A 13,146-nucleotide genomic window follows, 5' to 3' on the forward strand; every position below is an offset into this window, starting at 1 on the left:
CCGGCCGCCGTCGTACGTTTATTTGTTCAGCACCTCGTGCGTCAGGAACTCGGAGACGTGCCCGATTTCCTGCTGGTTGATGCCGTGCCACATGCCCGTGTAGAGGACCTTGGTGAGCTTGACGTGCCCGCGCACCCAGCCCATGGTGTAGTCGATCTTGTCGGGGGTGATCACGGGGTCCTGCTGGTCCCGGCCCCAGAAGAGCGGCACTGTGCCGTCCAGTTCGGCATCCTTGAAGGTGGGGTCCCCGTCCGCGTTGACCACAAAACCGGAAAGCCCGACGACGGCGGCAAAGTCCGCGGGGCGCTGCCGGAGCAGCGTGGTGGCCATGGCCATTCCCATGGAAAAGCCGAGCAGCGTCACCGTCGGGTGGTCGGCTTTGACGGTGTCGATCCAGTCCTGCACATAGCCGGCTGCAGCCTTGACGGCGTCGAGCGTGTATTCGATGGAGGCCGTCAGGGGGAACCACATAAACCCGGGGCCCGTGGCCAGGGGCGCCCGGAGTGAGGCAACAACAAAGTCATCGGGAATCATATCCGCCAGGCTCAGGAGATCCTGTTCGTTGGCGCCGTAGCCGTGCAGCAGCACCAGCAGCGGCTTCCCGGTTCGCTGGTCCTCCGGCCGGGACCACATAACAACAGGGGCGGGAAATACTTGGGCGTCAGTCATGGTTTCCATTCTTACAGTTACCCGGCGGTAACTACCTACGGTGGCGTAGCTTGTGAGGGAGGAGGCAGGATAGGACCGTGAATGACGCAAGAGCCATGCAGAGCCCGCCCACAGCCACGCAAACCCACCCCTGGAGCCGCTATGTAGCGATGGGAGATTCGTTCACCGAGGGCATCGGCGACCCGGAACCAACAAGCCCCGGCGGCTTCCGCGGCTGGGCGGACCGTGTGGCCGAGGAACTGGGTCGGGGCCAGGCGGACTTCGCCTATGCCAACCTGGCCGTCCGCGGCCGGCTCCTGCAGCAGATCGTGGACCAGCAACTCGCCCCGTGCCTGGCGCTGAAGCCGGACCTCATAACCCTTTCCGCCGGTGGCAACGATCTCATCAGGCCCGGCGGCGACCCCGACGCCCTCGCCGAAAAACTTGATTCGGTGGTCCAGATCCTGGCCATGGGCGGCGCCACGGTGGTGCTGTTCAACGGTCCGGATACCGGTTCCTCGGTCCTGGGACGGATCCGCAGCAAGGTGGCGATCTACAACGAAAACCTCCGCACCGTGGCCGCCCGCCATGATGCCATCATCGCCGACATGTGGTCACTCAAGCAGCTGAATGATCCGCAGATGTGGGACGAGGACCGCCTGCATTTTTCGCCGTTGGGACACCACACCATCGCCGCCATGGTACTGGAATCGCTTAACGTGAACCACACGCTCGAGCCGCTCCGGCCCAAGCCCTTGCCGACGCGCACGTGGCGGGCAGCCCGCTCCGAAGACCTGGTGTGGGCGCGCGAGTACTTTGTCCCCTGGGTGGTGCGGCGGCTGCGCCACCGCTCTTCCGGCGACGGAATCACCGCAAAACGTCCGACGCCGGGCCCTGTGTTCGGGCCGGGCGTTCCGTTGGGTTCCGGCGAGGGTCCGCTGGGGACCACCGACGCCCGGCGCTAGCGGCGGCACTGCGTGACCCAAGGACAGCGGACCCGGACAGGCATGGATCCGGATGAGGTGGTGCGGCGGCGGCTTCACGCCCAACGGCTGCGCGGGCCCGGCCTGGGCTCGCCGGAGGATGCCGTCCGGCACCTGTTGGCTGTCCAGGCGCAGGAATTCCCCTACGCCCGCTGGAGCCTGGCGCAACGGACCGGCGGTCCTGGAGCTGCCTCCGAGGCCCTGTCTCATCGTGTACCTGCCGCTGCTCAGGTGTCCACTGCCATGGGCGTGGAGCAGGCGGTGTCAGATGGGGTCATCCTGCGCACCCATATCCTGCGGCCCACCTGGCATTTTGTGCACCGGGAGGATCTTCGCTGGCTGACGGCATTGTCCGCGCCGCGGCTTCACCAGGGCAACGCGGGCATGTACCGGCGGACCGGGATCGATGCCGCCGCCGCTGACCGGAGCGGGCAGGTCCTGGCCGAAGCCGTGAGGGGCGGGCGGCATCTGACCCGGGAACAGCTGGCCGCGCGGCTTCAGGACGAAGGGTTCGCGGCCACCGGCTTCCGGCTGGCCTACCTGATCATGCACGCCGAGATCAGCGGGATTCTGGCCAGCGGGTCGTCGGCGCGCAGTCCGGGCGGCGCCCTGAAGCAGACCTACGCCCTGTTTGACGAGCGCGTACCTCCCGGCCCGGCCGTGCCGCGGACCCGGGCCGAAGCCCTCGGCGAACTCGTCCGGCGCTACTTCACGAGCCGCGGCCCGGCCACGGTCAAGGACTGTGCCGATTGGTCCGGGCTCACCATGGCCGACGTGCGGCTCGGCCTTCAACAGTCCCTGGCGGCTGCTCCCGAGACGCTGGCAACGTCGGTGATTGACGGCGTCGTGCACTATTTCGACGCCGGCACGGACGGCAGCAATGCCCCGTCGGCGGCCGGACCGCGGATCGACCTGATCCAGTGCTACGACGAATACGTGATGGGCTATTCAGCAACACGGCACTATCTGGGTGGCAGCGCTCCGGCGTTCCCGGTTGCCAGGGATCCGATGCATGTGGTGCTGCTGGACGGGAGGATGGCCGGCTCCTGGCGGCACACCATGTTCGCCGGCCGCTGTGAGCTGGATATCCGCTTGTTCGCTGCCGCGGACCCGGCTCCGGACGACGCCGTGCAGGACGCCGTGGACCGGTATGGGGTCTTCCTGGGGATCCCGGCCGCGCGTGTGCGCTCCGGGGTTAAGCTGGAAGGACACATATGAGAGGCGCTACACCGTGAACAGCTTGTTTTTCTGGATCATCATTCTGTCGTTCGTGGTACCGATGGCGATGCGGATGTACCGGAAATCCGTCAACAAGCGGAACCAGGACCAGAGCTTTTCCGGACGCTACCCCGAGCAGTTTCCAGGCGGCGGGCAGCATCCTGGACCGCAGAACAAACAGCCCCGTGACGGCTACACGCAGCAGGATTACATGAGTGGCGGCTTCCGCCAGATCATGAGCCCGCGGCCCCTGCCGCCGAGCCACCCGCTGCCGCCCATGCAGCCGATTCCTTCTGCAGATCAGCAGTTTCCGCCGTACGGTCAGCCGCAACCCAACGGTCAGCCGGCGCCGGATCAGCGAGCGGAAGCACCGCAGCAGCCTGCAGCCCCCGCCATTCCCCTGCCGCCGTCGGGCCCCCAGGGATACCGTGCCCGGAAACTGGCCGAACTCGACCAGCAGTACAGCAACGGTGAGCTGGCCATGGAGGACTACATGAAGCGCCGCTCCGACATCATGAACGGCTGATCGCCTAACAGCGCGAACGGACACTGGTGGCCCCGATTTTAGGGGCCTCAAGTGTCCTCTCGCGTTTAAGGACAGGGCCTCAGGTGCCCTCTGGCGCTTAGACCCGGTCCAGGGTGGGTAGGGCTGCGATAGTTGCAGTAGCCTTCGGGTCCACCATGAGACCCGCCAGTCTCCGCGTGGACGAGGAGCTAACTGCATCGTGTTGCGGCGAAAGGTCGATTACGGGCCAGAGCGCAGAGTCGTGGTGATCGCGCGCGCAGCCGACATCACGGGCGGTACTAACGACTGCAGAGACCCGCGTGAAGCGGAAACGACTACGGAAATCGCTGCAAGCAGGTCTCCTTCGCGGCCGAAGATCCCTGCAGCCACCGAGTTGGCCTCGGCAGGTGGCATCTCACCATGGACGGTGGCATACCCGTGGGACCGCACCGAGCCAAGTTCGGCCATGAGCGCCTTCGGGTCAGTGATGCTCTTGGGCGTGAGCCCCAAAAGCGGCTCACTCAATACCTCATCGATAACCCCTGTGGGAGCGTGTGCGAGCAGTACTTTTCCTGCTGCGGAGGTGTGAAGCGGAAGGCGGCCTCCAGGTTGTGAAACCAGCTTGAGGCTTCGCACCCCGGATAGACGTTCCACAATCAAACCCTCCTTGCCGTCGCGGACAACGAGTTGGACGTGTTCCCCCAAGGAATCATGCAGTACCTGCATGTACGGCATAGCTACCTGGCGCAGCGGTAGGGATGACGGAGCCAACGACCCGATCTCCCACAGCCGGATGCCCACTACATAAGTCTCGTTCGAAGTCTGCGTCAGGAGTGCGGCCGCGCAGAGCTCCTTGACCGTGCGACGCGCGGTGGCGTGCGCCAATCGGGCGCGTCGAGTGATTTCGGCGAGCGTCAATTCGGGATGTTTGGTATCAAACGCGGCGAGCACGTCGGCTATCCGAGCGATACCTGAACGTTCATCTGATGTGTCCTTACGCATCACAACCCTCCCCAGTCGCACGTCGATGTTCGATCAGTGAACATACACTACATCGGGCGTGGATCGAAAAGCTACCGTAGGAGCAGATCATCCACAAACGAGATATAGGTCACTTCTTAGCGAGTTTCAGCCGACGGCTGGAGTGCTCGCAGGAAGCGGAAGGAATCAGATCATGGCAAGTCGGTCACTGGACATCGCGATCGCCGGCGGCGGCATCGGCGGCCTGGCTGCGGCCGGGTTCCTCGCTCGCAAAGGCCATCGAGTCACTGTCTACGAGCAGGCTTCTTCCCTCGGTGAGGTGGGTGCGGGGTTGGTGGTTGCCCCCAACGCCATGCGCTTGTTGCGTCGCCTTGGCGTAGCCCGGATCGTCGAGGAGCGCGGTGTTCGATTGGAGGCCGGCTGGGAGTTCCGACGTTGGCAGGACGGCACGGTCCTCTCGGTTGAGGACATGGACACGCGTTGCATGGACCACTACGGTGAGCACACCTACACACTTCACCGGGCGGACCTCCTCGCGGCTGTGGCGGCATCGGTGCCGGAGGGGTCGATTCGCACGGGCAGTGTGGTGGTCCGCGCCGAACAGGACTCTGACGGGGCATACCTGCACCTTGGGAACGGGGACATTCACCGTGCCGACCTGGTGATCGGTGCCGACGGAGTTAACTCGGTGGTGCGCAACGCAGTTACCGAACCATCCGCGGCCGACTTCTCCGGAATAAGTGCGTTCCGCGCTCTCGTCCCGGCTGAAGCGGCACCCGAGTTCACCCGACGTCCAGTGCACACTCTGTGGCTTGGGCCAGATCGCCACCTCGTTCACTACCCGATCTCAAACGGTCGATGGATCAACGTGGTCGCGTTCGCCCCGGCCGGCGACTTCACCCTCGAGTCGTGGTCAACGACTGCGGAGCTTTCGGAACTGCAAGCGGAGTTCGCTGGGTGGGATCCCCGTCTGCAGGAGCTGATAGCGGCTGCGAGTCGTCCTGGTCGATGGGCGCTGCTCGATCGACAACCGCTCGACAGATGGGCTGACGGCCGGATCGCGCTGCTCGGTGATGCCGCCCACCCAATGTTCCCCTTCTTCGGTCAAGGTGCCGCCCAAGCAATTGAGGACGGCGCGGTGCTCGCGAATTGTCTTTCGGAAGACGCCGATCTCGAGGATGCGCTGCAGAAGTACCAGCGGATCCGCATCCCGCGTGCTCGCAAGCTGCAGGTTGTCAGCCACGACCGCAAGGAGGTCAATCATCGACCTGATGGTCCCGAACAGCGCACTCGGGACACGGAACTAGGAAGCGTTGATGCGTTGATGCGCTCGGAATGGATCTACGGCTATGACCCTGACGCTGAGGCAACCCCCGAACAGTTGGGGACTGACCTAGTGACGCCCCAAGGCCTCCAGCCAACCCTCTAACAGCGCTCAGCCTGTCGCTGTGCCCCACTCATCTCAATTCGTTAGCAAAGGAACACCATGAGCAATTTCATCCACGGCGGCCATCACATCACTATGTGTGTGGGCGGGGCGCAAGAGGACGTGGACTTCCACGTCGGAGTCCTGGGCCTGCGGTTCATCAAACGAACGGTTCTGTTCGACGGCGCCATCCCCGTCTACCATCTCTACTACTCCAATGCGAACGGTGACCCCAGTTCCGTGCTGACCACTTTTCCGTTCGCGCAGACGGGAGTGACCGGCAGGCGTGGCACGAATCAGGCCAGGGAAGTGCAGCTTTCGGTTCCCGTGGGGTCGCTGGACTACTGGGAGAAGCGCCTGAGGGCGCATGAGATCGAGTCCGCCAACATCGAAATCTTCGGCGCGCGACGAGTGATCTTCCGGCATCCGAGCGGGATCGACTACGCCATGCTCGAGTCACCGAATGACCCCCGGATCGGGTATACCGGCGGCGGCGTGTCGGCAGAGTACGCCATCCACGGCATCCACGGAGTTGGAATCGTCGCCTATTCACCTGAGGCGATGGTCGAGTTCTCCACCGACTCGTTCTTGATGCAAGCGAACCTGCGGGAAGACGGCGACCGATGCGCATTCCAGGTTGGGGACGAGAATGCCTTCGGGAACAACGTGGAAATCGTTGGCAACCGGTCCGAGGATCAAGGCACCTGGACATACGCGGCAGGGACGATCCACCACTTCGCATGGAACATGGGCGACCTGGTCAACCAGGCACACGTCAAGTTCGACATCGAGGCGCGCGGTTACACAGATATCTCGGAGCTCAAGGACCGGAAGTACTTCAAGTCCTTCTACGTGCGCACACCAAGCGGCGCTCTCTTCGAGCTGGCAGTGACCCATCCGGAGGGTGGCTGGGCGTGCGACGAGCTGCCTGACGAGCTCGGCGCTCGATTCCAACTTCCTCCCCAGTTCGAGGGAAATCGCGCCGAAATCTTGAGCCAGCTCGAGACGATCGATATCTAGTCGTGGCAACTGTCATCGTGATCGGCACCGGCGGAACCATCGCTTCAGCGGAGCCAACGGAAGGAGTCGTTGTCAAGAAGCACGGAGCTGCCCACCTCCTCACGCTGATCCCGACCGTGCCGGACGTGACGGTGGAGGCACACGACTTCAGCACGAGCTACCCCCTGGGGTGGGACATCGACTGGTCCTTGCTCTGTGAACTCTCGCTGTCCGTTCAGCAACATCTCGCTCGAACCGATGTTGTGGGAGTGGTGATCACGCACGGGACCGATGCTCTGGAAGAAGTGGCGCAGTTCCTCTCCCTGACTCTCGAATCACCCAAGCCGGTCGTCGTCACCGGATCCATGGTGAATCAATCACGAGTCGGTTTCGATGGGGCAAGCAATCTGTGGAACGCGGTCAGGCTTGCGGCCACCAGTGACACCCGAATCGGCGTCTGTGTCGCTCTCAACGGGGTTGTTCTCGATGCCGCGGATGCGACGAAAGCACACACGCGAGCACTGGACGCTTTCACATCGCCCAACAGGCGTGTATTGGGACGGGTTGACCAGGATCGCATCGCGATTCCTGTGTCGGCGAAGGAAGGTCGCCACTACCGTGTCGCCTCGACCAACTCTCCGGCGGTGCCCTTGCTCTGGAGCTACGTTGCGGCCCCCCACTCCGCAATCCGCGAGGTGTCGGTCGATTCTGACGCCGTCGTGATCGCCGGCACAGGTCTGGGCCATGTGCCTTCCGCGTGGATGCCGGCGATCCGTGACATGGTGGCGGGCGGAAAGCCGGTACTCATTGCTTCGCGATGCGGCAGCGGATCGACCGGTCTGGGCAATGCGGGAGCTGGTGGTGGGGGCTATGCGGGAGCTGGTGGTGACCTCGATCTGCAGGAAGCTGGCGTGCTCTGGGCAGGCGACCGCCGCCCGCTACATGCCCGCATAGAACTCATGTGCGCGTTATCGGCGGGCCTATCGCTGGCCGATCTAGGAGAGGTCTTTTCATGAACGAAGACAACGAACGACCAGCTGAAGGCTCTCGACGGGAGCTCCCGATCGAAGGTGAACACGCGATATCGAACCTTGCGACCTACCATATGCTGACGAGCCTGGTCGTGCCTCGGCCGATAGCTTGGATATCCACTACTTCATCCCAAGGAGTGGACAACTTGGCTCCGCACTCCTTCTTCACCGTCGCATGCCGAAACCCGCCGATCGTTCAGTTCACGTCCGTCGGATATAACGACACGATCAAGAACATCGTCGACACCAACGAGTTCGTGATCAATTCGTCGCCAGCAAGCCTGTTTGAGAAGATCAACTCGACAGGCACCGACTATCCACGGTTCATGAGCGAGTTCGACGAAGTCGGCTTAGGCCGCGAAGCATCCAAGACGGTCCGCGTGCCGCGAGTTGCCGAATCTCCAAGCGCGATCGAATGCCGATTGAACCGGATTGTGAAACTCGGCGACTCATGGGTCGTCATGGGCGATGTGCTTCATATCTCGGTCCGAGAAGATGTGCTCGAAATCAAGGGCGAACGAGTACACCCACTGATTGAGAGGCTGGCGCCGTTGGCTCGGCTAGGGAGAAACGAATGGGGTGAAACCACCTCCGTTCGGTCTATCGAACGAATACCTTTTGAGCGGCCCACCGCCCCGGCGCACGGCAAGATGGGGGCGTTTTAGAAAGCGGCAAAAATACCGTAGAGCTCCCCTTCCGTTGTGTTTCTATTTTCTTTTCCAAAATCAATGTTCTTTTCCAAAATCAATGAGGATTCCAATGACAACTTCTCCCTCGACCCTGCCATCACGATGGCCGGTGTGGCTTTGCTGGCTGGCCATGGTGCTCGATGGCTTTGACCTGGTGGTGCTTGGCACCGTCGTCCCCACTCTGATCAAGACTGGCGAGCTCGGCTTTGACGCGGTAAGCGCTACTCTCGTCGTCACGATTACCATCGTGGGCGTGGGTGTGGGAGCGCTCTTCATCTCGCCCCTATCGGACCGCTTCGGGCGCCGAAAACTGCTGGTTGCCTGTGTGCTCTGGTTCTCGATTTTCACCCTCGTGGTCGTGTGGGCTCCGAACGTGGAAGTGTTCGGTGTATTGCGGTTTCTAGGCGGGATCGGGCTCGGGGCGTGCTTGCCATCGGCCCTTGCCTACATGAACGACTATGCGCCTCCAGGGTCTGCCGGTAAGTCAACCACCCGCACGATGACCGGGTACCACACCGGGGCGGTGGCGACCGCCTTCCTTGCTTTGATGGTCGTTCCCGATTGGCGCATCATGTTCGTGGTGGGAGGCATTTCGGGCTTGGCCCTCGTGCCGTTCCTGTGGTTCAAACTGCCGGAAATGTTGCCGACAGTGCGCACTGCCGGGGCAAAGGAGCGAACCGGGTTCCGGGATCTGGCGAAGAAGCCCTACCCTCGGATCGCCATGGCGATCGCTGCCGCGTCATTCATGGGGCTGCTGCTGGTATTTGGCTTGAATACCGGGCTTCCGCTGCTCATGTCTTCCTCTGGTTATCCGATCACCACAGGGATTACCCTGCTCCTGGTCTTGAATCTTGGCGCCGTCGCCGGCCTCATGATCTCTGGCGTCCTGGCAGACAGGCACGGAATCAGACGCATCGTGTTGCCGTGTTTCGGTATTGCGGCGGTGTGCCTCGGCGTCTTAAGCATCAAGTTTGAAAACGCAGTCCTGCTCAACGGCCTTGTCTTCGTCACCGGAGTATTTGTCTTTAGTTCCCAAGTACTCATTTACGCCTGGGTGACCCAGCTTTTCCCGGTCCACCTACGCGCAACAGCGCTCGGATTCGCTGCCGGTGTCGGCCGCATCGGCGCTATCGTAGGACCTGCCGTGATAGGAGGGCTGGTCGTAGCCGGTATCGCCCACCCGTGGGCGTTCTACGTATTCGCAGCAGCCGGCGCTCTCGCCGTGATAGCCCTACTGGCCATCCCACGCACCGATGTTTCCGCCCGCACGAAAGTCGACGCGGCTCCCTAGAACCGCAGTGTCGGGTGACCCCATCGCCCTACCGGGGCCATCCAAACCTCTCATAGTCCCCGAGCAGATCAGCGGCCGCCCACTCTCGTGTTCTCCCACAAGCCGTTCTGGCAGCCCACCGTCGAGGAGTCCTCGCACCACACTGAACATTCCGCCCATCTACCTCGACCGACTGCTCACGGTGTTCAACGAGATCGCCCGTGAAATTCTTTGGCAGCCGCATAATCCCGATTTGACGACGGACCACGGCGTCCAGTTCACCTCATGGGCCTTCACCAACAAGATCCGCTCGGCCGGTCTAATGCCCTCGTTCGGAACGATCGGCTACGGCTACGGCTACGATAGCGCGATGATGGAGTGCTTCTGGTCCAGCAAGCAGATCGAGCTGTTGAACCGGAAGCGCTGAAAGACCCGGACCGTGGACTTCCTGCCGCCGGGATCGGTTCCGGGAGCCTAGCCCGCATGCAGTTGGGTGGTGGCGGACTCAAACACCCTCCAACGCCCAACGCCCCCGACACATCACGAGACACCAAGGAGCACATATGACGCAAGCCCTGCCCCGTCCTGCCCGACTCGCCCTGAAGTATGGACCGGAAGACCCCCAGATGGTGGAGCTGATTTCGCCAAGTCATTCCCTTCGTCGGCGCGGCCTCATCGTCCTGATTCACGGCGGGTACTGGCGCTCCAAGTTTGATCGGTCTTCGATGCAGCCGCTGGCGGTGGACCTGGTCGCGAGGGGATGGGCTGTGGCGAATGTGGAATACCGCAGGGTCGGCAACGGCGGCGGCTGGCCGACGACCCTGAACGATGTACGGGCCGCCCTGGGTTGCCTGTTGGCAGATAAGGCTGAAAAGGGCTGGGACGGGCCGGTCATCGCCATCGGGCACTCCGCTGGCGGGCACCTCGCCCTGCTCTCTGTCGACCAACTCGATGCAGTTGTCGCCCTGGCGCCGGTGACAGACCTGGTACGCATCGAACGCGAAGGCCTGGGAGAAGACGCCGCCCTTGAATTCATGGGTGCGACCGCGGCTGATTGCCCAACAGAATACCAACGCGCATCTCCGATCAGCGTTCTGCCCTCTGGGTGCCCCGTCCTGGTTGTGCACGGGCAGGATGACGAGCGTGTTCCCCTGGCCCACTCTCAGGACTTCACAGCGGCGGCTCAGGCTGTGGGGGATGAAATCAGCCTTGACACGCCGGCCGGTCTGGGACACTTTGACGTCATCGATCCGACTGCAGCGCATTGGCCTGCAGTTGTGAAATGGCTGGAGAATCTCTGCCCGTCAAGCCTGGACAAGGACGGCGTCTCCGATACAACCGAGGGCACCAGGATGTGACGCAGTCTCGAGGGGTTTGGAGGCGTAACTGACACCAAAAATTCCGCCGCAACGTCGGCATGGTTGAAGTAGCGGTGAGGCCTGCGTGAATCAAAAGTCACGCTTTCCCCTGTTAACAGAACGTATATCGCTCCGCCGATTTCCGCGGTGATTGAACCTGCGAGGACGACTGTGCACTCGGTCGAGGGGTGGGACCAGGCGTCGTCGGACGTAGACTCGCCCGGGAGAAGGCTGCCCTTGAGTACCTCGAGGTCGGTCGGGCCGGGTGTCAGCGGCTCATAGGGCGATGTACCCGCCGACGGCTGCCAGGCCAGGACGCATTTCCGGCTTGGAGTGATGAACCGCCTGAGGCGTCGACTCGGCAAAAAGCGTAGCCAGATCCGCTCCAAAGACCGCAGCCAACTTGCGGATGGTGGCGAGGCTGGGATCCGTACTCCCGCGTTCGATCTGGCTTAGCATGCCGACCGAAAGCCCCGTCGCTGCGGCCAGATCCCGCAGAATTCGACGAAGACCCCCTCCATTTCTCCTTCACACGGACCCTCCGGGCACCACGGCGATCCCTCGCCGCGCGCCCGGCTTTTGCCCCCTCACAAACTGGCTGAAGCCTTCACCATTTTCTGCCAGGAAATCCTCCACGAGCTCCTGCACGAGCTCCTGCCCCAACGCCGACAACGCGCCGTCCCCCGCGCCGTCAAACGCAAAATGTCCAACTGGCCACTCAAGAAAAGTCACAAAACCACAAAGTAAAGGGCATTGGGCCTAGTCCAGGAACGTGTTCCGAAGCTGGACGCCGAGCTGGCCGATCTCGGTCAGGAAGCCGTCGTGGCCGATCGGAGCCTCAATAACGTGCACGTCCACGTCACCCGGGAGCGCGTCAGCCAGCTCACGGGACTGCGACGGGAAGTACAGCCGGTCACTGTCCACGGCGGCCACGAAGAACCTGGCAGTGGCACGGCCCAAGGCCTCGTTCAGCGAACCTCGACCGCGGCAGACGTCGTGGCTCATCAGGGCGTCGGTGATGGCGATGTAGCTGTTGGCATCAAAGCGCCGCACCAGCTTTTTGCCCTGGTGGTCCAGGTAGCTTTCCACCTGGTAGCGGCCCCGCTCCCCCAGCGCTGCCGCCTGAAACGGCGATTCCGGGTGCTGGGCCGACCGTCCGAAGCGCCCATCGAATTCCTCGGCGGAGCGGTAGGTGATGTGCGCAATGCGCCGTGCCAGGGCCAGGCCGTCCTCCGGCAGCGGACCGCCGTAGTAGTCGCCTTCGTTGAAATTGGTGTCCTGGCGGATGGCGAGCGTCTGCGCCTGGGCGAACGCAATCTGTTCGGCCGTGCTGGCGGCACCGATCGAGATGACGGCGCACCGCTGGACCCGTTCCGGGTAGGTGACCGCCCACTCCAGGGCCCGCGCGCCGCCCATGGAGCCGCCCAACACGGCGTACCAGCTCGGGATACCCAGCTGGTCAGCCAGCCTGGCCTCGGCCGCCGTTGTGTCCCGCAGCGTTACCAAAGGGAAACGTGACCCCCATGGCTTGCCGTCCGGGGCAACCGAGGACGGCCCGGTGGAGCCATAGCAGCCGCCGACAATGTTGATGGAAACCACAAAGAACCGGTCAGTGTCCACCGGCGCACCGGGTCCGGCCAGTTGTTCCCACCACCCGGGCTCGTCACTGTCGCCCCGCGTCACGTGCGTGCTGCCGGTCAGGGCGTGCTCAATCAGGACGGCGTTGGAGCCGTCCGCGTTGAGGGTTCCCCACGTTTCATAGCCGAGGGTGATATCCGGGAGGTACCCGCCGGCTTCGAGCTGGAGTCCACCAATGCTGGCGTAACGGACCACACCGTTCCCGGGGGCCGCAGTTCGGGAAATCGTAATCGTCATGGAAGGACCTTTTCTACGCGCTTGCCCACCGTCAATTGACCGGCAGGCCAGGTCCTCACCCGGGGCACCCCGCCGCGAAAGAGGGTTGCCGGCCAGCAAGCCGGGGCTGTCACTGGCACTCATGACCTGCTTCGAGTGTACGAACAGCCCCGGTCTATTACTA

The 13,146-nt window shown here is 63.0% G+C and carries 14 protein-coding genes, 2 pseudogenes and 1 riboswitch; of the genes and pseudogenes, 10 read left to right on the top strand and 6 right to left on the bottom strand.

Annotated elements, in window-relative coordinates; translation table 11 throughout:
- Window positions 1-18: 18 nt before the first annotated feature.
- A complete protein-coding gene (locus ACQCSW_RS14660; protein WP_426986995.1) occupies window positions 19-669 on the bottom strand; it encodes an alpha/beta hydrolase in 651 nt (216 codons plus the stop codon).
- A gap of 95 nt (window positions 670-764) precedes the next feature.
- Between ACQCSW_RS14660 and ACQCSW_RS14665 the strand changes: the two genes are divergently transcribed.
- Genes ACQCSW_RS14665 through ACQCSW_RS14675 form a run of 3 tightly spaced genes read left to right on the top strand, consistent with a single transcriptional unit; the run spans window position 765 to window position 3,375 of the window.
- Entirely contained in the window at window positions 765-1,613 is an 849-nt protein-coding gene (locus tag ACQCSW_RS14665; RefSeq protein ID WP_426990709.1) for an SGNH/GDSL hydrolase family protein, read from the top strand.
- 12 nt (window positions 1,614-1,625) lie between these two features.
- Complete coding sequence (locus tag ACQCSW_RS14670; protein ID WP_426986997.1) at window positions 1,626-2,849, top strand: winged helix DNA-binding domain-containing protein; 1,224 nt, start codon at window positions 1,626-1,628, stop codon at window positions 2,847-2,849.
- Between the two features lie 13 nt (window positions 2,850-2,862).
- A complete protein-coding gene (locus tag ACQCSW_RS14675) occupies window positions 2,863-3,375 on the top strand; it encodes a hypothetical protein (RefSeq protein WP_426986999.1) in 513 nt (170 codons plus the stop codon).
- A gap of 219 nt (window positions 3,376-3,594) precedes the next feature.
- On the opposite strand, the gene ACQCSW_RS14680 is transcribed toward ACQCSW_RS14675, so the two are convergent.
- Complete coding sequence (locus ACQCSW_RS14680; RefSeq protein ID WP_426987001.1) at window positions 3,595-4,356, bottom strand: IclR family transcriptional regulator; 762 nt, start codon at window positions 4,354-4,356, stop codon at window positions 3,595-3,597.
- Between the two features lie 172 nt (window positions 4,357-4,528).
- Between ACQCSW_RS14680 and ACQCSW_RS14685 the strand changes: the two genes are divergently transcribed.
- From ACQCSW_RS14685 to ACQCSW_RS14715, 7 genes and pseudogenes are all read left to right on the top strand, one after another.
- Complete coding sequence (locus tag ACQCSW_RS14685) at window positions 4,529-5,764, top strand: FAD-dependent monooxygenase (RefSeq protein WP_426987003.1); 1,236 nt, start codon at window positions 4,529-4,531, stop codon at window positions 5,762-5,764.
- Window positions 5,765-5,821: 57 nt separating this feature from the next.
- On the top strand, window positions 5,822-6,781 hold the full coding sequence (locus ACQCSW_RS14690; RefSeq protein WP_426987005.1) for a VOC family protein: 960 nt from the start codon (window positions 5,822-5,824) through the stop codon (window positions 6,779-6,781).
- A gap of 2 nt (window positions 6,782-6,783) precedes the next feature.
- Window positions 6,784-7,776 carry an asparaginase gene (locus tag ACQCSW_RS14695; RefSeq protein WP_426987007.1) on the top strand — a complete coding sequence of 331 codons (993 nt, stop codon included), beginning with the start codon at window positions 6,784-6,786 and terminating at the stop codon, window positions 7,774-7,776.
- On the top strand, window positions 7,773-8,456 hold the full coding sequence (locus tag ACQCSW_RS14700; RefSeq protein WP_426987009.1) for a flavin reductase family protein: 684 nt from the start codon (window positions 7,773-7,775) through the stop codon (window positions 8,454-8,456). Before ACQCSW_RS14695 ends, ACQCSW_RS14700 begins: the two co-directional genes overlap by 4 nt.
- Before the next feature lie 94 nt (window positions 8,457-8,550).
- Window positions 8,551-9,771, top strand: a complete 1,221-nt coding sequence (locus ACQCSW_RS14705) for an MFS transporter (protein ID WP_426987011.1) — start codon at window positions 8,551-8,553, stop codon at window positions 9,769-9,771.
- Between the two features lie 241 nt (window positions 9,772-10,012).
- Window positions 10,013-10,174: pseudogene (locus ACQCSW_RS14710) on the top strand (IS3-like element ISAar24 family transposase); the annotation flags it as partial.
- Between the two features lie 139 nt (window positions 10,175-10,313).
- Complete coding sequence (locus ACQCSW_RS14715; RefSeq protein ID WP_426987013.1) at window positions 10,314-11,108, top strand: alpha/beta fold hydrolase; 795 nt, start codon at window positions 10,314-10,316, stop codon at window positions 11,106-11,108.
- Window positions 11,109-11,152: 44 nt separating this feature from the next.
- Here ACQCSW_RS14715 and ACQCSW_RS14720 read toward each other — a convergent pair.
- From ACQCSW_RS14720 to metX, 4 genes and pseudogenes are all read right to left on the bottom strand, one after another.
- A pseudogene (locus ACQCSW_RS14720) lies at window positions 11,153-11,473 on the bottom strand (cupin domain-containing protein); the annotation flags it as partial.
- Window positions 11,385-11,567, bottom strand: a complete 183-nt coding sequence (locus ACQCSW_RS14725) for a helix-turn-helix domain-containing protein (RefSeq protein ID WP_426987015.1) — start codon at window positions 11,565-11,567, stop codon at window positions 11,385-11,387. The gene ACQCSW_RS14725 and the pseudogene ACQCSW_RS14720, both read right to left, overlap by 89 nt.
- 69 nt (window positions 11,568-11,636) lie before the next feature.
- Window positions 11,637-11,840: a hypothetical protein gene (locus ACQCSW_RS14730; RefSeq protein WP_426987017.1), complete on the bottom strand. Its 204-nt coding sequence runs from the start codon at window positions 11,838-11,840 to the stop codon at window positions 11,637-11,639.
- A 27-nt stretch (window positions 11,841-11,867) separates the two neighbouring features.
- Window positions 11,868-12,983, bottom strand: a complete 1,116-nt coding sequence (gene metX / locus ACQCSW_RS14735; protein ID WP_426987019.1) for a homoserine O-acetyltransferase MetX — start codon at window positions 12,981-12,983, stop codon at window positions 11,868-11,870.
- 12 nt (window positions 12,984-12,995) lie between these two features.
- Window positions 12,996-13,110: riboswitch (SAM riboswitch) on the bottom strand.
- Between the last annotated feature and the right edge of the window lie 36 nt (window positions 13,111-13,146).

The organism is Pseudarthrobacter sp. Y6 (assembly GCF_050156205.1).
GTDB lineage: Bacteria > Actinomycetota > Actinomycetes > Actinomycetales > Micrococcaceae > Arthrobacter.